The following is a 17,080-nucleotide window of genomic DNA, read 5'->3' as shown; positions in this document are numbered from 1 at the left end:
AGGGCCCGTGACGAGGTTAGTCGCCAAAAAACTGCGCTGACGCAAGGCGAGGCGCAAAGGGCCGGCAGACAATGGCGGCTCATCCCTTGTCGAGGCCGTCCGATGGACCAGCTGCTTTCCCGCTTTCTGCACTATCTGAGCTTTCATACCCGATCCAACCCCAACAACCCCCTCTGCCCGAGCAGCCCGGGCCAGCGCCAATTCGCCCAGGCCCTTCAGGGTGAGCTGCACGCCATGGGCCTGAGCCAGGTGATCCTGGATGACAATGGCTATCTCACCGCCTGCCTGCCCGGCAACCAACCCAGTGCCCCCGCCATCGGCCTTATCGCCCACCTGGACACCGCCGATTACGAGGCCGAGCGGGTCAATCCCCAGCTCATCGAACACTATCAGGGGGGCGATATCTGTCTCGGCAAGGGGGACGAGGTGTTGAGCATTCGCGAGCACCCCTGCCTCAGGCACTATCTGGGCCAGGATCTCATCACCACGGATGGCACTACCCTGCTGGGGGCCGATGACAAGGCCGGCATCGCCGAGATCATCACGGCGGTGGCCCGGTTGCAGGCCGAGCCCACGTTGCCCAGGAGCGATCTCTGGCTCGGATTCACCCCGGATGAAGAGATAGGCCGCGGCGCCGATCTGTTCCCCCTTGATCGCTTCCCGGCTCGCTGGGCCTATACCGTCGATGGCGGTGAACTGGGGGAGCTGGAGTATGAAAACTTCAACGCCGCCAGCGCCACTGTGCGCATCACAGGCAACAACGTGCACCCCGGCACCGCCAAGGGCAGCATGATCAACAGCCAGACCCTGGCCGCGCGCTTTCACGCCGCCATGCCCGCCGAGCAGACGCCGGAGGCCACCGACGGCTATCAGGGCTTCTTCCACCTGGCGCAGATGCAGGGCTCGGTGGAGCAGAGCGAATTGCACTATCTCATTCGCGACTTTGATGATGAGGGCTTTGCCGCTCGCAAGGCCCTGCTCGCCGAGCGGGTCGCCGCCCTGCAAGCCGATGCGGCGGGGGCGCGCATCGAACTCGCTATCCGGGACAGCTATCGCAACATGAAGCGGCAGATAGCCCCGCACATGCACATCATCGCGCTGGCCGAGGCGGCCATGGTGGCCGTGGGCGTCACCCCCAGGATAAAGCCCATTCGCGGTGGCACCGACGGCGCCCGCCTCTCCTTCATGGGCTTGCCCTGCCCCAATATTTTCACCGGTGGCCACAACTTCCACGGCAAGCATGAGTTCATCCCGCTGCAATCCATGGAGAAAGCGGTGCAGACCCTGGTCGCCCTGGTGCACCTGAGCGCCCAGTACCAGGAGTGACGCCGCCGGGGTGGCCTGGTGCCGGAGTCTACCCAGCCGCCAGGCTCTCCCGCCGCCCCTTGCCATCAAACTGTCACGGGGCTGCCACGGGGCGGGAACAGAACGGCGCCATGCTGGGGGAAGAGCCACAGCCGGAGCCGCCCCATGTTCAGCGTCGATGCCATTCTCAGCCAGCACTACCCCCATCTCAATCTGCCGGGTCCGGCCCGCCGCCTCCTCAGATGGTTATTGCGCGAGCGCGACTTCCAGCACTTCGCCGCCCAGTATCCCCATCTCAAGGGGCTGGATTTCGTCGAACAGGCGCTCTGCCAGCTCGATTTCGACTATCACGTCAGCGATGCCCAGCTCGAGAATATCCCGGCCGAGGGGCGGGTCATACTGGTGGCCAATCACCCCATCGGATCCCTCGATGGTCTGGCGCTGTTGCGCCTGCTCGGTCGCATTCGTCCCGATGTGAAGATTGTCGCCAATCGGCTGCTGGCCGGTCTCACCCCCCTGCAATCCCTGCTGCTGCCGGTGGACAACCTGGGAGGCAAGACGGAACGCAGGGCCATCGTCGCCATGGGGGAGCATCTGGCCAAGGGCGGCGCCATCATCATATTCCCGGCCGGCGAGGTGTCACGCCTCGGTCTCAGGGGCATCAAGGATGGCCCCTGGCAGGGGGGATTTCTGAAATTGGCCAAGCGTACCCAGACCCCGCTGGTGCCAATCCACCTGGGGGCACGCAATGGCCTTGGCTTCTACCTTGGCTCCTGGCTCAACAAGTCCTGGGCAGGCCTGCTGCTGGCCGCCCAGCTGTTTCGCCAACAAGGGGGGCGCATGACCATTACCATAGGGCAGCGCATCCCGCCCCATGCCTTGGAGGCGCTGCCAGCCAAGCCTGGGGCCAAGCTGGTGCGCGAACATCTCTATCGCATCGGCCAAGGCAAAAAGGGCCGCCTCCCGACCGAATCCCCCATCGCACTGCCGGGCGACAGGGCCCGGCTCAAACAGGCGATCGAGGCTTGCGAGCCTCTCGGCCAGACCCCGGATGGTCAGCGGATCTACCTCTATCGCCGTCATGAGCAGAGCCACTCCGAGATACTGCGCGAGCTGGGCCGATTGCGGGAGATTGCCTTTCGGGCCGTGGGGGAAGGGTCGGGGCGACGCCGGGATCTGGACAGTTTTGATGATGAGTACCATCACCTCATTCTCTGGGATCCGACCCGGCTCGACATCATAGGTGCCTATCGCTTCGCCCCGGTGCGCGAGATCCTGGTCAGCAAGGGGCTGAGCGGCCTCTACAGCCACACGCTGTTTGGCTTCGAACCGGCGTTGCTGCCTCAACTGGATCAGGCCATTGAACTGGGGCGCAGCTTCATTCAGCCCGCCTATTGGGGCAAACGCGGGCTGGATTATCTCTGGTTCGGCATCGGCGCCTACCTGGCCCGCTACCCGGATTACCGCTACCTGTTTGGCCCCGTCTCTCTGTCCGGCAGCCTGCCACCCCAGGCGCGGGATCTGCTGGTGAGTTTCTATCGTCAGCACTTCGCCCCCCAAGGGCCTGCCGGACAAGGATCCCCGGCCCCTTCTCGTCACCCCTATCCCGCCACGGACACCCACTTCGCGGGTCTGGACTATGGCGATGCCCTGATAGCGCTCAAATCCCGACTCGGCAACCTGGGCTGCGCCATCCCCACCCTCTACAAGCAGTACTCAGAGCTGTGCGAGCCGGGAGGCGTGCAGTTTATGGATTTCGGCATAGACTCGGACTTCAACCACTGCATCGATGGCCTGGTCTGGGTCGATGTCAGCCGCATCAAACCCCACAAGCGGGCACGCTATATCGACAGCCAGTCCCTTGAAACCCCCTCCATTGAATACTTGCGTGCCATGCCCGCCACCACCACAACCAGCCCCTGATCACCAGTGCCGCCTACGAAGAGGGAGGCCATGGCCTCCCTCTTCGTATGTGCCCGCTATCCTCATTCGCTGGCGGGTTTGCGATCCGAGTGACCGAGGTCGCGCTCAGGGGCAATGAGGTCACGCACCCGCTGCTTGATCTCCTTGGCCTCGGGGAAGCCCTCATCCGCCACTCTGTCCCACACCAGCACCCCATCGACCAGGATACGAAACTCCCCCTTGCTGGCGGGCACCAGGGCCACCTCCCCCAAGTCGCTGTCGAAGGTGGAGAGCAGCTCCTGGGCCAGCCAGGCGGCCCGCAGCATCCAGCGGCACAGGGTGCAGTAGCGGATCTCAATCCGTGGTTTGGGCAAAGAAGACGATAACTCTGTCATTGGGTCACTCCCTGAGAATCGGTTAGCCCGTCGCGGCCATGGATCAGGTCTGGCCGTTGTCCGCGCTTAAAAAGAGGCCTATTGGCTGACCCCATGAAAATCGGCCAGCCAGTGGCGAGCGATATTGCGCATCAGATCCGGCGGCAGATCCCGCAACCCCGCCACCATGGGAAACTCCGCCAACAGCCGCACCCCCTCCATGATCTCCGCCAACACCAGGTAGACATAGCCTCCGATCACGGCGCCATGGACGAAGTTGACCGCCTCACCGCGATTGAGCAAAAAGATGACGCTGCCATCGGGACGGGTCAGCGCCAGCACATGGGGGCACACCTCCTCGCTCGGCCAGGGCAGTTGTGCCAGGCAGAACGCGAACTCGTCATCGGCCGAGGTGACCGAGGCCAGCATGGCGCCGGGACGCAGCGCCTCGAGATCGGCCAGATCGAGGGAGCCATTACCGGTGGAGCAGACCACCAGCTCGGCCCGGGACAGGGCTTGCTGCTTGTCTACCAGCCGAAAACCGTGGGAGAGCGCCTCCACCTGGCGCAGCTCATCGGTCTCCACCACCTCCAGATGCAGATTACGGCAGCGCAGCTCCCGGGCTATGCTGCGCCCCACCTTGCCATAACCAAACAGGGCGGCCTGGCAGACATTGAAGGTGCGATTGAGGGTGCGGGCCAGGGATTCGGCGGAATAGACCACGCTCAGGCCAATCTGGATATCCTCGGCCTGCTTGAGGGGGCTGCGCGCCACCGAGAGCACGGGGGCCGACAGCGGCTCCAGCTCATAGCGCTGATGACCATTCTCCGTCATCTCCACCACCCCCAGAAAACGGGGGCCGAAAAACGCGGCGATCTGAGCCTGGGTGCGGGCGAAATAGCCACCGATATCCAGGATGATCAATCGCTCATGAGCCGCCACCAGGGGGGCGAGCTGAGTGATCACCTCTTGGGGGCAGTTGCTCCACTGGCGGTTGAGATCCCGCACGGGAAAGTGCTGGCGGGCCCATCCCAGGGTGGCTTCATGAACGGATTTGGGTTTGGGCAAGATGGCGCCAATACGGCCAATCTGGGCCAATGCCTGGATGAAGTGGGGTCGATCGGGCAGCAAATGAGTTACCAGCACGATGCAGAGTCCCTCGATGGGGCCCTGCCTGGTAAAATGGCGAAAAAACAGATGCTCAGATCCTTGACTGCGCAACTGTGGCCTCCTTAGCACGCCGCAAACTGCAGGCAAACAGAAACCCGGCCTTGCCGGGTTTCTGAAAGTGTCCAAATTAGATATGCAGCCTTTTTAGCCCAAACGCGATTGAGGCTCAATCTTTATCGGACAAAACTATGCGCCAGATGGCAATAAGGTTGTTAATTGTCTGTTTTACAAACATTAACTGCCATTCTTAATCGCCAGAACTCAGTAGAGGGATGCCTGTGGCCAGACGAACCACAGGCTGAGCCCGGTGCCCATGGCGGCCGATGCGATGAGCACGGCCCAGCGCACCGGCAGGGAACGCGTTCTCAGCAACCACTCGAACAGCGGCAACAACCAGACTGGCAACAGGGCCAGCAGGGGTACTTCCACATACTGCCAGGCCAGCATCTGCATGAAGGCCAGTGCCAGCCCCAAAGGAGCCACAGCCCCCTTGAAGCCGGTCAGCGTGGTCAGCAGGGCCCGCAGTCCGGCAAAGGCGGCCAGAGCACCGGCGAGCTGGGCGATGAGCAGACTGCCATCAATACCGATGACCAGGGCCAGCCAGATGAAAGCCAGGGTAAATCCCAGCCCTTCACGACTATCCCCATGGCGATGAGTCCAGCCAAGCCAGAGTACGGCGGCCAGCACTGCCAGCCAGAGCTCGGGGGTGCCCTGGATCAGGCTGGCAAAGCCCAGCCACCAGATGAGGGCGCCCTGCAGGGCGAACAGGCCCAGACCGAGCCAGCGGTTGGGCAGTTGGCTGACGAGGGCCACCGCCGCCAGGGTCAGCGGCAACCACTGCCAGGCCTTGACGGGCAAGAGATAGGTGCCGCCCACCAGAGTGCCCACCAGCCAGAGCGCCAGGGCGCCCCACAGGTAGTCGAGTCTGGGCCAGCGCCAGGATAACAAAGCGGCTCCCAGAGGAGCCGCCAGTGTCTGCAGCAGGAGTGCAGCGCCCATTAGCGACGCACGCCTTCGACGAACAGTTTGATCTTCATCTCGTCAGGGATGTTCGGCAGCATGTAGTTCACCCCGAAATCGCTGCGCTTGATGGTGGTCGCTGCGTTGAAACCGCTGCGATAGCCGCCCCAGGGATCCTTGCCTTCACCGATCTTGACCAGATCGAAGGCCACTTCCTTGCTGACGCCGTGCAGGGTCAGGGTGCCCTTGAGCACGCCTTTATCCTTGGTGCCTTCATAGGCGGAGCTGACAAAGCTCAGCTTGGGGTACTGTTTGACATCCAGGAAGTCCGGGCTGCGCAGGTGCTTGTCACGGGCCTCGTGGTTGGAGTCCACGCTGGCGGCATCCACCTCGAAGCTCGCCTTGGCGGCAGCCGGGTTGGCATCGTCCATGGCAAAAGTGCCGCTGAAGGTATTGAAACGGCCAACCAGCTCGGAGAAACCGAGGTGTCCCACCTCAAATTGCACCGTAGTGTGCGCCGCATCCACGTCATACTCGGCGGCCATCAGTGGCGTCGCCATCAGCAGGCTGGAGGCCAGCAACATCTTGGTCATCTTCATGTCTCGTTCCTTCATGGGTGGATTCATTAGCATTTGCCAGATACTAACTCACCGTGAGAGAGTGATAATCAGCGATTTATTAAAATAATTATTTACCGAGAGTTAACAATGGACCAGATAGCCGCCATGCGCACCTTCATCAAGGTGGTGGAGTGCCAGAGTTTTACCAAGGCCGCCGCCCAGCTCGGCATCTCGGTCGCCATGACCTCCAAGTTGATGCAGCAGCTCGAGGAGTCCCTCGCCACCCGGCTGCTGTCGCGCACCACCAGACAGGTCAATCCGACCGAGGCGGGCCAGTTCTACTACCAGCGATCCCAGGCGCTGCTGGCCGAGCTGGAAGAGACCCACAGCCAGTTGACCCACAACAACCAGCAGCCCCAGGGCACCCTCAAGCTGTCGGTGCCCATGGATTTTGGTTACCTGCATCTGGCCCCCGCCCTGCCGCGATTTCGTGAACGCTTCCCCGAGCTCAAGCTGGAGATAGAGTACAGCGACAGGCGGGTGGCGCTGGTCGAGGAAGGCTTCGATCTGGCCCTGCGCATCGGCACTCTGCCTGACTCCTCCCTGGTCGCCCGGCCCCTGGCAAACATGCGTCTCGAGGTGTGTGCAAGCCCCGGCTACCTGGCCAGACACGGCACGCCCCGGCACCCGGAGGATCTCAAGGAGCATGACTGCCTCATCTATACCCTGACCCAGCCGGACTGGGTGATGCATCGGGGGGAGGAGCGCCAGAGCGTGCGTCCTCAGGGGCCGCTCAGAGCCAACAATGGGGTGGCCCTGACCCGGGCAGCCTGTGATGATCAGGGCATCATATTGCAGCCGACCTTCATCGTCGGTGAGGCGCTGCGCGAGGGGAAACTGGTGTCACTGCTGCCCGAATGGGACAAGGGAGAGGTGGGATTGTATGCCCTCTATCCGCACCGGCGCTTCGTGTCGGCCAAGGTGCGTTGTTTCATCGAGTTCGTGCAGGAGCGCTATCTGGCCCCCCATTACTGGGATAATGTCACGCCCTGAGTCCCGCGGCACAGGGGGAGTGGCGACGGTCTTTGCCTGCGCTCAGACAACCTCAGCCGCCAACCTGGCCTGCAATTGCTCCCCGTCGCAGTCGATCTGCCAGCGCGGCAGTCGGGTGCGGATCTGGGCCAGCTGATCGGCCTTGAGCACATAGGGCAAGGCCACCGTCAGGGCGCGGCAATCATGGAGTGCCGCGATTTGCAGCAGCAGAATGAGGTTCGCCTCGTCACGGCGATTGCGGTTGATGCGCCGCGCGACCTCATCACGAAAGTGCTGCTCGGGATCCCCCGTCATCGCCTGCCAGCCGAATCCGAACATCGGCATGACGGCACTGATGATGCCAAGGGCGGTCAGGGGCCGCTTGGGCGGGTGATAGAGGCCATTGAGATCGAAGGCGACCGGCTCCTGCATGGGCACGCGATCCCGGGATAAAATATTATTACTCATTGGCCTGACCTCTTGGTTCCTCTAGACTCCCTGACATAGTCGAACTCCTATGCCAACGAGGTGCTGATGCTAAGCGATATCGAGATCTCCCGCCAGTCCCCCCGCCTGCCTGTGACCCTCCTCGCCGAACGCCTCGGCATCGATCCCGCCCATCTCTCGCCGCAGGGCCACCACATGGCCAAGCTGGACCCGGCCTTGCTGAGTCAGGGCCAGCCGCGTGCCGGCAAGCTGGTGCTGGTCAGCGCCATCACCCCGACCCCCCTTGGCGAGGGCAAGACGGTGACCACGGTCGGGCTCGCCATGGGACTCAACAAACTGGGCGAATCTTGCATCGCCACCCTGCGCCAGCCGAGCCTGGGCCCGGTATTCGGGGTCAAGGGGGGCGCCGCCGGAGGCGGTTTTGCACAGGTGGTGCCGATGGAGGCGATGAACCTGCACCTGACCGGCGACTTTCATGCCATCAGTGCCGCCCATAACCTGGCCGCCGCCGCCCTGGATGCCCGCCTGTTCCATGAGCGCAGACTCGGCGACCAGTTCACTGCCACGACGGGTCTGGCACGGCTCGAGATTGATCCGGCCAGGATCCTGTGGCCCCGCACCCTGGATATCAATGACAGGGCCCTGCGTCACATAGAGGTCGGCCTCGGCGGCGAACAGGATGGGGTGCCCCGCTCCGACAGCTTCGTCATTACCGCCGCCTCCGAGCTGATGGCCATCCTGGCCCTGGCTCGGGATTTGCGGGATCTGCGCGCCCGCATCGGCCGCATCCAGCTCGCCCTCAATGACCAGGGCCAGCCCATCACCGCCGAGCAACTCGAGGTGGCCGGGGCCATGACGGTGCTGCTCAAGGAGGCGCTCAAGCCCACCCTGATGCAGACCACTGAGCAGACCCCGGTACTGGTCCATGCCGGTCCCTTTGCCAATATCGCCCACGGCAACTCGTCAGTGATAGCCGACCGCCTCGCCCTGCATCTGGCCGACTATGTGGTGACCGAGGCCGGTTTTGGCTCCGACATGGGGTTGGAGAAGTTCTTCAACATCAAGTGCCGTCAATCCGGACTTGTTGCCGATGCCGTGGTGCTGGTCGCCACCGTCCGTGGCCTCAAGGCCAACAGTGGTGAGGTCAATCTCGTCCCGGGCCAGCCGCTGCCCGCCAGCTTGCAGCAAGAGGATCTGCCCACCTTGCAACTGGGTTGCGCCAACCTGGTCTGGCACATCCACAATGCTCGCCGCTACGGGGTGCCCGTGGTGGTGGCCCTCAACCGCTTCCCCAGCGACAGCGAGGCTGAACTCGAGATGGTGCTCGCCGCCGCCAGAGCCGCGGGGGCAGAGGCTGCCCTCTCCCAGGCTTTCACCCAGGGCGGCGCCGGGGCCACCGAGCTTGCCAGGGCCGTGGTGAACGCCTGCCATCAGACCAGGTTACCCACGAGCGAGTCCCAGCGCCTCTATCCTGACAGTCTGCCGCTGGCCGCCAAGCTCGCCACCCTGGTCGAGTGCGGCTATGGCGGACGCGGCATCCAACTGTCCGAACAGGCCAAGGCCCAGCTCGCGGCCCTGTCGGCGGCAGGCTGGGATCATCTGCCGGTCTGCATCGCCAAGACGCCGCTCTCCCTCAGCCATGACCCGGCCCTCAAGGGGGTGCCCACCGACTTCGAACTGCCCATCCGCTCGCTGACCCTGTGTGCGGGCGCCGGTTTCGTCTATGCCCTGGCGGGCCCGGTCATGACGATGCCGGGGCTCGGCACCTTGCCGGCCTATCGACACATAGATATCGATGAGAGGGGTGACATTGTGGGATTGAGTTGATGACGCAAGCCCCGGCCCCACTATCGACACATCGATATCGATGAGAGGGGTGACATTGTGGGATTGAGTTGATGACGCAAGCCCCGGCCCCACTATCGACACATCGACACATCGACAGCGTTGCAAAGGGTGACATCGTCGGATCAAGCGGATTACCCCCCACATGAAAGACCCCGCCAATGGGCGGGGTCTTTCACTGGCGTCAGGGCCATCCATCAGTAGTGGAAGCGCCCCAGCTTGGTCATCACCGCCTCGGTCAGGCCGTGCATCTGCCGACTCTGGGCGTCCTGCTCCCTGGCCACCTGGGCCCCGGCCGTCGCCACCTCATGAATGCTGCTGACATTGAGGCTTATCTCCTCGCTCACCTTGGACTGCTGCTCGGCGGCGCTGGCTATCTGGGCCGCCATGTCCTGGATCCGGTCCGCCGCCACCACTATGGTCGCCAGCTCCTGCACCGCCTGTTCGGCATCTTGCAAGGCCAGCGTGCTCAGATTACGCCCCTCGGCCATGGTGCCAACGGCCGCACTGGTGGTCTCCCGCAGGCTGTTGATCATCTGCTGGATCTCCTGGGTCGAGGCTTGCGTCCTGGATGCCAGACTGCGCACCTCGTCGGCCACCACCGCAAAGCCACGGCCTTGTTCACCGGCCCGGGCCGCTTCGATGGCCGCATTGAGCGCCAGCAGGTTGGTCTGCTCGGAGATGTTGCGGATCACATCCAAAATAGTGCCGATCTGTACCCCCTGTTGCTGCAAGGCGGTGATCTTCTCCGACACCTCCTCCACCTGCCCGCTCAGCTGACGAATGCCGTTGGCCGAGGCACTCACCACCTGCTGACCCTTGTGCACGGCCTGACGGGTCTCATCCACCGCCTGGGCCGTGATCTGGGCGCTGCTGGCGACCGAATCCGCCGTGGAGGACATCTCGTGGATGGCGGCAGCCACCCATTCCACCTGCTCCAGCTGATGATGACTGTTGCTCAGCCCCTGTTGAGCCTGGCGAGCCGAGCCCGCGGTCGCCTGTTGCAGCTCCCTCACGCTGGCGGCGGTATCGGTCACTATGCCTTGCACCGTGGCGACAAACTGGTTGATCCCCTTGGCCAGGGCCCCCGTCTCATCGGGCCGGTTCTGGCTCAGACGCTGGGTCAAGTCGCCCCCGGCGCTGGAGAGACGCGCCACCATGCGCGCCGTCTCCTGCACCGGCCGCGAGATGGAGCCCGCCGCGAAGGCGAGGCAGACTAATCCCGCCCCCGCCACCAGCATGCCTACCATCAGCTGGGTCCAGATCCCTTTGCCAAACGCCTGGGCTCGCGCCTGCGCCGTCAGTTCATACTCGGCATAAAGCGCGCTATTGGGCACCTCGATGGCAATCCCCCAGGCCTGTTTGACCTTGTTGAGACGGATGGGCGCGAAGACGCTCAACTGGTCATCACTCTCCTCGCTGCCTGCCTGGCCTCGTTGCTGCTGGGCCAGCAACAGGGGATCTTGCAGGCGGCGACCGATGCCGCTCTCGTCGCCAGAGTCCGCGGCAAGGATGCCCATGGGGCTGATGATGCGCACCCTCCCCTGACCATCGAATACCCGCTGGCTGATGTTGAGGGCGATCTGCTGCAGATAGTTGAGCGAGTAATCGACCCCCACCATGCCGAGGTATTGATCGCCATCGAGCACGGGGACCACGAAGGAGGTGAGCAGCGTCGGTTGACCATTGACCTGATAGACCGAGGGATCGACCGCGCAGGTCGCCTTGCTCTGCTGCGGGCACAGATACCATTCGGAGGCGCGGATCCCGGTCTCGCTCGGTGTCTGGCTATAGAAGTCACCGAGGGGCTTCAAGCTGAAACCGGCCGGGCCGCGGCTCCAGTAGGGCGCGAAGTTGCCCGATCCCTGGCTATGCTGGCCATTGCCGGTATGAGCCAGATCCTCGCCATCGAAGCTGTTGGCCTCCCAGCCGCTGTAGATGCTGAGAAAGTCCGGGTTGCGATCGCCGATGTCCCTGAGCAGGGCCGTAACCTCGTCCCGGTTCAGGGGCTCACGCTGATGGACATTGCCCGCCAGCAGCGCCGCCAGGGTCTCACCGGCATCGAGCGCCAGCTCGAAGGAGCGCGCCACTTCGCTCGCCTGACCATCCGCCAGGGTCAGTAGCCACTGCCTGGCCTGCTGCCGGGCACTGGCATGACTCTCCTGCTGGATCTTCTCCTGCAAGCTGGCCAGGGAGAGATAACCGTAACCCACCACGCTGAGGACGGTGGCCAGCAGGATGCAACCCGCAAAAAACATGACCTGGTATTTGATGGAACGAAACATAACGAACGTGGCGCCTCCTGGGCCAAAATTTCAGGGATCATAAGGGGTTGAGGCAGTAACAGGAACTGGGGCAGCTGAAATTAATCACCGTTTTGTGAGCGTATTCGAACATTTCCGACAATCCGCTGACAACGCTGCCGCCGTGGCCCCCCCCTTGCCGGGGAAACCCTGGGTATTTGCGCGTCCAACGCCCGATCAGGCTACCAGCCAGGCCAAGGGGAAGCGCTGCTTTCAAGCCCTCAGCAACGACCAGGCCCCGCCGATGGGCGGGGCCTGGTTATCCAGCAGATGCCCGCAATCAGAGGGTGAAGCGCTGGGTCATATGGTGCAAGGAGGTGGCCAGCTTGCTCAGCTCGACACAGGCCTGGGCGGTCTGCTGCGCCCCCTGGGCGTTCTCGTCGGCGGCATTGTGGATGTTCACTATGCTGCGGTTGAGCTCCTCGGTCACCGCATTTTGCTGCTCGGTCGCGGTGGCGATCAGGGTATTCATGTCGCTGATTTGGGTGACGGCGCCGTTGATGCTGTCGATGCTGCCCCCCGCTTCCCGTGCCAGCCCGACGCTCGACTGCATCTGATGACGGCTCAATTGCATGGCATTGCCCGCCTCGGCGGCGCGGCTCTGCAGCAGCTCGATCATCTTGCTTATCTCGGCGGTGGAGTCCTGGGTACGCTGGGCCAGGGAGCGCACTTCATCGGCCACCACCGCAAAGCCACGGCCCTGTTCACCGGCCCGGGCCGCCTCGATGGCCGCGTTGAGCGCCAGCAGATTGGTTTGACCGGCGATGTCGCGGATCACGTCCAGCACCATGCTGATGTTGGCGCTGTCCGCCTCCAGCTGCGCCACCACGGCGCCCGCCTGCTCTATCTGCACTGACACCTCTTCGATGCTGCCGATGGCGCTGCGCACCACCTGGTTGCCCTGGGTCGAGGTGCGGGAGGCATCCTTGGCCGCGCCCATGGCATCCGTGGTGTTGCGGGCCACTTCATTGACCGTGGACTGCATCTCGTTCATGGCGGTGGCGACCTGGGAGACTTCGCTCTGTTGGCGAGCCATGCCGCTGGCGGACTGCTCGGAGATGGCGCTCACCTCCTCCACCGCGCTGCTCAGCTGGCTCACCGAGCCGGATATCTCACTCACCAGGTCGGCCAGGGCCCCCTGCATCTTGTGGATGCCGGCACCAAGCTGACCCAGTTCATCCCGGTTGAAGCGATGCTCCTGGATCCAGCTCTGCAACTCGCCCTTGCCCAGATCGCCGCCCGCGATGCGCTGGGTCTGGCGGGCCAGCATGATGAGGGGATCGCGGATCTGGCGGGTCAGCACCACAGAGAGCGCGATCACCAGCGCCAGACCGACCAGCAGGGCCAGGGTGACGCTCAGTTTGGCGGAGTCATACGCCCCCACTACTACCTTGCGGGAGGCGTCGGCATAGCCATGGTTGATGCGTACCAGATCGCCAACCGACTTGGCCAGGTTGGTGTAGAGGGTGATCCCCTCCCCCATGAAGAGGTGCTGGGCCTCGGTCATCTGACCGGCGTCCTGCATCTGCCTGATGCGCTGGTGCAGGCCGAGGTATTTCTCCCAGTCCGCCTTGACGATGTCGAAGGTGCGGCGCTCCTCCACATCCTCCGCCCAGATGGTGGCATCGTGGGCCGCTATCTGCTGCCCGGCCTCCCTCAGGCTCTTCTCGCTCTCATTGCGGTAATGGGCCTGCTGCTGGGGATCGTCCGCCACCAGAAAGACATCCAGCTCATAGCGGCGCACCGCATTGATGGTCTCCCCCAGGGTGCTGGTGCGCACCACGGCGGGCAGTATGCTGTCGGTGAACCCGGTGGCGGCCCGGTTCATGGTGCTGAATTCAAACAGTGAAAAACCGCCGATAAAGGCCATCATCAGGCCGAGTACGGCAAAGCCGGCGGTGAGTTTCTTGCCTATCGTCATGGTGTTCATGGCATGTCCTGCATATGGGTCATCAAGTGGCATTCGTCGGCGCTGGCCCCAAAAGGCGCGAGCGCGCTAGCTGCCATCCATAGCAGTCATTCAAATCTCATCCGTATCGGCACGGACGAGGGGGCCAAACGGGTGTCAAACAGACCATCTCGCGGCACGGTGAGCTGTATCGGCGCACGCGGGCATCCCTTTAGGATTTTTTCAAAAAATAAACCGGGGTGGGCAGACGGGAGAGAAAAAAAAAAAAAGAAGAAGAAGAAGAAGAAGAAGAAGAAGAAGAAGAAGAAGTCGGGGCATGTCGGTGGGACATGCCCCAGGGTGACTAGCCTTTCAGGCCACCGAGAAACTCGGCGCGGGTATCGGGCTGGGTCTTGAAGACCCCGCCCAGGGAGGTGGTGGTGGTGTAGGAGGTCGAATCCATCACGCCACGGGCCTTCACGCAGTAGTGGGTAGCGGCGATGCTGATGGCCACATCCTTGGTACCGAGCAGGGTCTGCAACGCCAGCAATATTTGCTGGGTCAGCCGCTCTTGTACCTGAGGGCGGCGGGCGAAGAACTGGACGATACGGTTGATCTTCGACAGGCCGATCACCTTGCCACGGGGGATATAGGCCACGTGGGCCAGTCCGTCGATGGTGACGAAGTGATGCTCGCAGGTGCTGGTCAGGCTGATGTCCTTGACCATGATCATCTCGTCCACCTTCATCTTGTTCTCGATGACGGTCACCTTGGGGAAGCTGGCGTAGTCGAGGCCGGAGAAGATCTCGTTCACATACATCTTGGCGATGCGATGGGGAGTCTCGGCCAGGCTATCGTCGGCCAGATCCAGGCCGAGCGTCTCCATGATGGCACGCATGTGGCCCTCGATATTTTCCTTTTTTTGCTGGTTGTTCAGGGAATTGGAGACCAAGGGGGTCTCCAGTCCTTCGGCCTCGAGGGCCGCTCTGACCAGCAGGGCTTCCTGGCTTAAGCTCATCATCTTGTCTCTCTCCCACACAGAGGGAATATTATGGCCCACAGGGTTTGTGGCGGCATAGTAAACGGCGATTGGCCTCATAATTCAAGTCACCCGCACGCCCATGCCCTGACTTTATGTTAATACGAGGGGTTTTACTGCCCTAATCGCCTGCCCATTCGGGGGGGATTTTGGGATAATCCCCCCATAACCCAGTTTCCCTTACCAAGAGGTCATGACAATGGGATTTGATACCGCAGCCCTACTCCCCTTAAGCGATGCCCTGGCGAGCATGCTAAAACGACTCGATTGCAGCTGCGACGCCGAGTCCGTTGCCCTGCCCCAGGCGCTAGGTCGGATATTGGCCGACGACATTCTCTCTCCCCTGTCTGTGCCTCCCTTCGATAACGCCGCCATGGACGGCTACGCCGTGCGCCTGACCGATCTCGCCGCCGGCACCCCGCTCAAGGTGGCTGGCAAGGCGTTCGCCGGCCAACCCTATCAGGGCGAGTGGCCCGCGGGCCACTGTATCCGCATCATGACGGGGGCACCTGTCCCCTTGGGCACCGAGGCGGTGGTGATGCAGGAAGAGACCACGGCCGAGGGGGACAAGGTCCTCTTCCTGAGTCAGCCGGTTGTGGGCCAGAATGTTCGCCGCCGCGGCGAAGACATCCGCGAGGGCGCAAGCGTACTGGGGGCCGGCACCCGGCTCAGTCCACGGGAGTTGCCGCTGCTGGCCTCGCTGGGCATCGCCACCCTCAGGGTGCGCCGTCCGCTCAAGGTCGCCATCTTCAGCACCGGTGACGAACTCAAGCCGGTGGGCGCCCCCCTTGCCCATGGCGACATCTATGACTCCAACCGCTACGGGGTCAGGGCCATGCTGGCACGCATGGGGGTAGATTGCCTGGATCTGGGTATCATCCCCGATGACCCTGCCGCCTTGCGCGCCGCCTTCCTCAAGGCAGACAGTGAAGCCGATGCCCTGATCACCACCGGCGGCGTCTCGGTCGGCGAGGCGGATTTCACCAAGCAACTGCTGGAAGAGCTCGGCGAGATCGGTTTCTGGAAACTCGCCATCAAGCCGGGCAAGCCCTTTGCCTTCGGCCGCCTGCCCCATACCTGGTTCTTCGGCCTGCCGGGCAATCCGGTCTCCGCCATGGTCACCTTCGATCAGCTGGTGCAACCGGCACTGGCCAGGTTGGCCGGGCAGCGCTGGACCCCACCCCTGCGCATCGAAGCCATTGCCAGCGAGCCCCTGAAAAAATCACCGGGACGACTGGACTTCCAACGCGGCATCCTGAGCCAGGGCCCAGACGGCCTGACAGTGCGCAGCACCGGCTCCCAGGACTCCGGCGTGTTCAGTTCCCTGGCCAAGGCCAACTGCTACATAGTGCTGGAGCAGGCACGGGGCAAGGTTGCCACCGGGGAGACCGTCACCGTCGAGCCGTTCGGGAGCCTGCTGTCGTGAGCGAGATCCTCAGCGACGCCGAGCTGCTGCGCTATAACCGCCAGATAGTCCTCAAGGCCTTCGATTTCGAGGGACAGGAGGCGCTCAAACAGGCCAAGGTGCTGGTGATAGGCGCCGGGGGTCTGGGCTGCGCCGCCGCCCAGTATCTGGCGGTGGCCGGGGTGGGCCAGCTCACCCTGGTGGATTTTGACAAGGTGGAGCTCTCCAACCTGCAACGCCAGGTGCTGCACAACGACGCCCGCATCGGTCAGTACAAGGTCGCCTCGGCGGCGCTGAGCCTGCGCGCCCTCAACCCTTGGCTCAAGGTCGAGACCCATGCAGCCCTGGCCGACGAGGCACTGCTCGATGCCCTGCTGCCGAGCCACCAGCTGGTGCTCGATTGCACCGACAACGTCACCATCCGCAATCTGCTCAACCAGCGGGCCCGCCAGCATCGGGTGCCCCTGGTCTCCGGCGCCGCCATCCGACTGGAGGGGCAGGTGATCAGCTTCAGCTGGCAAACGGATGAGCCCTGCTACGCCTGCCTCAGCGGCCTGTTTGGCGAACAGTCGCTGACCTGCGTCGAGGCGGGGGTGCTGGCCCCCATGGTCGGCCTGGTGGGCAGCCTGCAGGCCCTCGAAGCCATCAAGCTGCTCGCCGGCATGGGCCAGAGCCTGAGCGGCCGCCTGCTGATGATCGATGGCCTGTCCGGTGGTTTTCGCGAGATGAAGCTGCCCAAGCGCCCCGACTGCCCGGTCTGCTCACTCCTGAGCACGGCATCCTCATCATCTCTGCGGTCACGCTCCCCATAAAAAATCCCGGCCAGGGCCGGGATCTTTTAGTTGCTATC

The 17,080-nt window shown here is 63.2% G+C and carries 14 protein-coding genes; 6 read left to right on the top strand and 8 right to left on the bottom strand.

Going from position 1 to position 17,080, the window contains the following annotated elements:
• Positions 1 to 102 precede the first annotated feature (102 nt).
• Positions 103 to 1,326 carry a peptidase T gene (gene pepT, locus M2366_RS07965; RefSeq protein WP_259269383.1) on the top strand — a complete coding sequence of 408 codons (1,224 nt, stop codon included), beginning with the start codon at positions 103 to 105 and terminating at the stop codon, positions 1,324 to 1,326.
• A 144-nt stretch (positions 1,327 to 1,470) separates the two neighbouring features.
• A complete protein-coding gene (locus tag M2366_RS07960) occupies positions 1,471 to 3,228 on the top strand; it encodes a lysophospholipid acyltransferase family protein (RefSeq protein WP_259269382.1) in 1,758 nt (585 codons plus the stop codon).
• A gap of 62 nt (positions 3,229 to 3,290) precedes the next feature.
• Here the strand turns inward: M2366_RS07960 and M2366_RS07955 are convergent, their stop codons facing one another.
• The 4 genes from M2366_RS07955 to M2366_RS07940 form a co-directional block, all read right to left on the bottom strand.
• Positions 3,291 to 3,602 (bottom strand): SelT/SelW/SelH family protein, encoded by a 312-nt coding sequence (locus M2366_RS07955; protein WP_042043396.1) that lies wholly within the window; start codon positions 3,600 to 3,602, stop codon positions 3,291 to 3,293.
• 78 nt (positions 3,603 to 3,680) lie between these two features.
• Positions 3,681 to 4,802: an adenosylhomocysteinase gene (locus M2366_RS07950; RefSeq protein WP_042043395.1), complete on the bottom strand. Its 1,122-nt coding sequence runs from the start codon at positions 4,800 to 4,802 to the stop codon at positions 3,681 to 3,683.
• A 210-nt stretch (positions 4,803 to 5,012) separates the two neighbouring features.
• Positions 5,013 to 5,750: a hypothetical protein gene (locus M2366_RS07945; RefSeq protein WP_259269381.1), complete on the bottom strand. Its 738-nt coding sequence runs from the start codon at positions 5,748 to 5,750 to the stop codon at positions 5,013 to 5,015.
• Positions 5,750 to 6,310 (bottom strand): YceI family protein, encoded by a 561-nt coding sequence (locus M2366_RS07940; RefSeq protein ID WP_224430785.1) that lies wholly within the window; start codon positions 6,308 to 6,310, stop codon positions 5,750 to 5,752. The genes M2366_RS07945 and M2366_RS07940 overlap by 1 nt, the downstream gene beginning before the upstream one ends.
• Before the next feature lie 108 nt (positions 6,311 to 6,418).
• On the opposite strand from M2366_RS07940, the gene M2366_RS07935 reads away from it, so the two are divergent.
• Positions 6,419 to 7,324: a LysR family transcriptional regulator gene (locus M2366_RS07935; protein ID WP_042043391.1), complete on the top strand. Its 906-nt coding sequence runs from the start codon at positions 6,419 to 6,421 to the stop codon at positions 7,322 to 7,324.
• 42 nt (positions 7,325 to 7,366) lie between these two features.
• Here the strand turns inward: M2366_RS07935 and M2366_RS07930 are convergent, their stop codons facing one another.
• The gene (locus M2366_RS07930; RefSeq protein ID WP_259269380.1) at positions 7,367 to 7,771 is read right to left on the bottom strand and encodes a hypothetical protein; all 405 of its coding nucleotides are present in this window, start codon (positions 7,769 to 7,771) and stop codon (positions 7,367 to 7,369) included.
• A 66-nt stretch (positions 7,772 to 7,837) separates the two neighbouring features.
• Here M2366_RS07930 and M2366_RS07925 point away from each other — a divergent pair, with 66 nt between their 5' ends.
• Positions 7,838 to 9,577, top strand: coding sequence for a formate--tetrahydrofolate ligase (locus M2366_RS07925; RefSeq protein ID WP_259269379.1), 1,740 nt, complete (start codon positions 7,838 to 7,840; stop codon positions 9,575 to 9,577).
• Between the two features lie 215 nt (positions 9,578 to 9,792).
• On the opposite strand, the gene M2366_RS07920 is transcribed toward M2366_RS07925, so the two are convergent.
• From M2366_RS07920 to folE, 3 genes are all read right to left on the bottom strand, one after another.
• Positions 9,793 to 11,880 (bottom strand): methyl-accepting chemotaxis protein, encoded by a 2,088-nt coding sequence (locus M2366_RS07920; RefSeq protein ID WP_259235736.1) that lies wholly within the window; start codon positions 11,878 to 11,880, stop codon positions 9,793 to 9,795.
• Between the two features lie 298 nt (positions 11,881 to 12,178).
• Positions 12,179 to 13,828 carry a methyl-accepting chemotaxis protein gene (locus tag M2366_RS07915; protein WP_259235735.1) on the bottom strand — a complete coding sequence of 550 codons (1,650 nt, stop codon included), beginning with the start codon at positions 13,826 to 13,828 and terminating at the stop codon, positions 12,179 to 12,181.
• Positions 13,829 to 14,150: 322 nt separating this feature from the next.
• A complete protein-coding gene (folE, locus tag M2366_RS07910; RefSeq protein ID WP_042043384.1) occupies positions 14,151 to 14,807 on the bottom strand; it encodes a GTP cyclohydrolase I FolE in 657 nt (218 codons plus the stop codon).
• A 217-nt stretch (positions 14,808 to 15,024) separates the two neighbouring features.
• On the opposite strand from folE, the gene moeA reads away from it, so the two are divergent.
• Positions 15,025 to 16,251 (top strand): molybdopterin molybdotransferase MoeA, encoded by a 1,227-nt coding sequence (gene moeA / locus M2366_RS07905; protein WP_310504051.1) that lies wholly within the window; start codon positions 15,025 to 15,027, stop codon positions 16,249 to 16,251.
• Positions 16,248 to 17,042, top strand: coding sequence for a molybdopterin-synthase adenylyltransferase MoeB (gene moeB, locus M2366_RS07900; protein ID WP_259235733.1), 795 nt, complete (start codon positions 16,248 to 16,250; stop codon positions 17,040 to 17,042). The genes moeA and moeB overlap by 4 nt, the downstream gene beginning before the upstream one ends.
• Positions 17,043 to 17,080: the final 38 nt, after the last annotated feature.

Origin of the sequence: Aeromonas sp. BIGb0405, from assembly GCF_024807335.1 — a bacterium.
Lineage (GTDB): Bacteria > Pseudomonadota > Gammaproteobacteria > Enterobacterales > Aeromonadaceae > Aeromonas > Aeromonas rivuli.
This window is presented reverse-complemented; position numbering and strand designations above follow the sequence as displayed.

What these genes read in the sequence shown, in the direction of transcription:
- M2366_RS07915 (WP_259235735.1), bottom strand. Translation starts at nt 13,828, where the DNA reads ATGAACACCATGACGATAGGCAAGAAACTCACCGCCGGCTTTGCCGTA.
- M2366_RS07955 (WP_042043396.1), bottom strand. Translation starts at nt 3,602, where the DNA reads ATGACAGAGTTATCGTCTTCTTTGCCCAAACCACGGATTGAGATCCGC.
- M2366_RS07935 (WP_042043391.1), top strand. Translation starts at nt 6,419, where the DNA reads ATGGACCAGATAGCCGCCATGCGCACCTTCATCAAGGTGGTGGAGTGC.
- M2366_RS07930 (WP_259269380.1), bottom strand. Translation starts at nt 7,771, where the DNA reads ATGAGTAATAATATTTTATCCCGGGATCGCGTGCCCATGCAGGAGCCG.
- M2366_RS07940 (WP_224430785.1), bottom strand. Translation starts at nt 6,310, where the DNA reads ATGAAGATGACCAAGATGTTGCTGGCCTCCAGCCTGCTGATGGCGACG.
- M2366_RS07960 (WP_259269382.1), top strand. Translation starts at nt 1,471, where the DNA reads ATGTTCAGCGTCGATGCCATTCTCAGCCAGCACTACCCCCATCTCAAT.
- M2366_RS07925 (WP_259269379.1), top strand. Translation starts at nt 7,838, where the DNA reads ATGCTAAGCGATATCGAGATCTCCCGCCAGTCCCCCCGCCTGCCTGTG.
- M2366_RS07945 (WP_259269381.1), bottom strand. Translation starts at nt 5,750, where the DNA reads ATGGGCGCTGCACTCCTGCTGCAGACACTGGCGGCTCCTCTGGGAGCC.
- folE (WP_042043384.1), bottom strand. Translation starts at nt 14,807, where the DNA reads ATGATGAGCTTAAGCCAGGAAGCCCTGCTGGTCAGAGCGGCCCTCGAG.
- M2366_RS07920 (WP_259235736.1), bottom strand. Translation starts at nt 11,880, where the DNA reads ATGTTTCGTTCCATCAAATACCAGGTCATGTTTTTTGCGGGTTGCATC.
- moeA (WP_310504051.1), top strand. Translation starts at nt 15,025, where the DNA reads ATGGGATTTGATACCGCAGCCCTACTCCCCTTAAGCGATGCCCTGGCG.
- pepT (WP_259269383.1), top strand. Translation starts at nt 103, where the DNA reads ATGGACCAGCTGCTTTCCCGCTTTCTGCACTATCTGAGCTTTCATACC.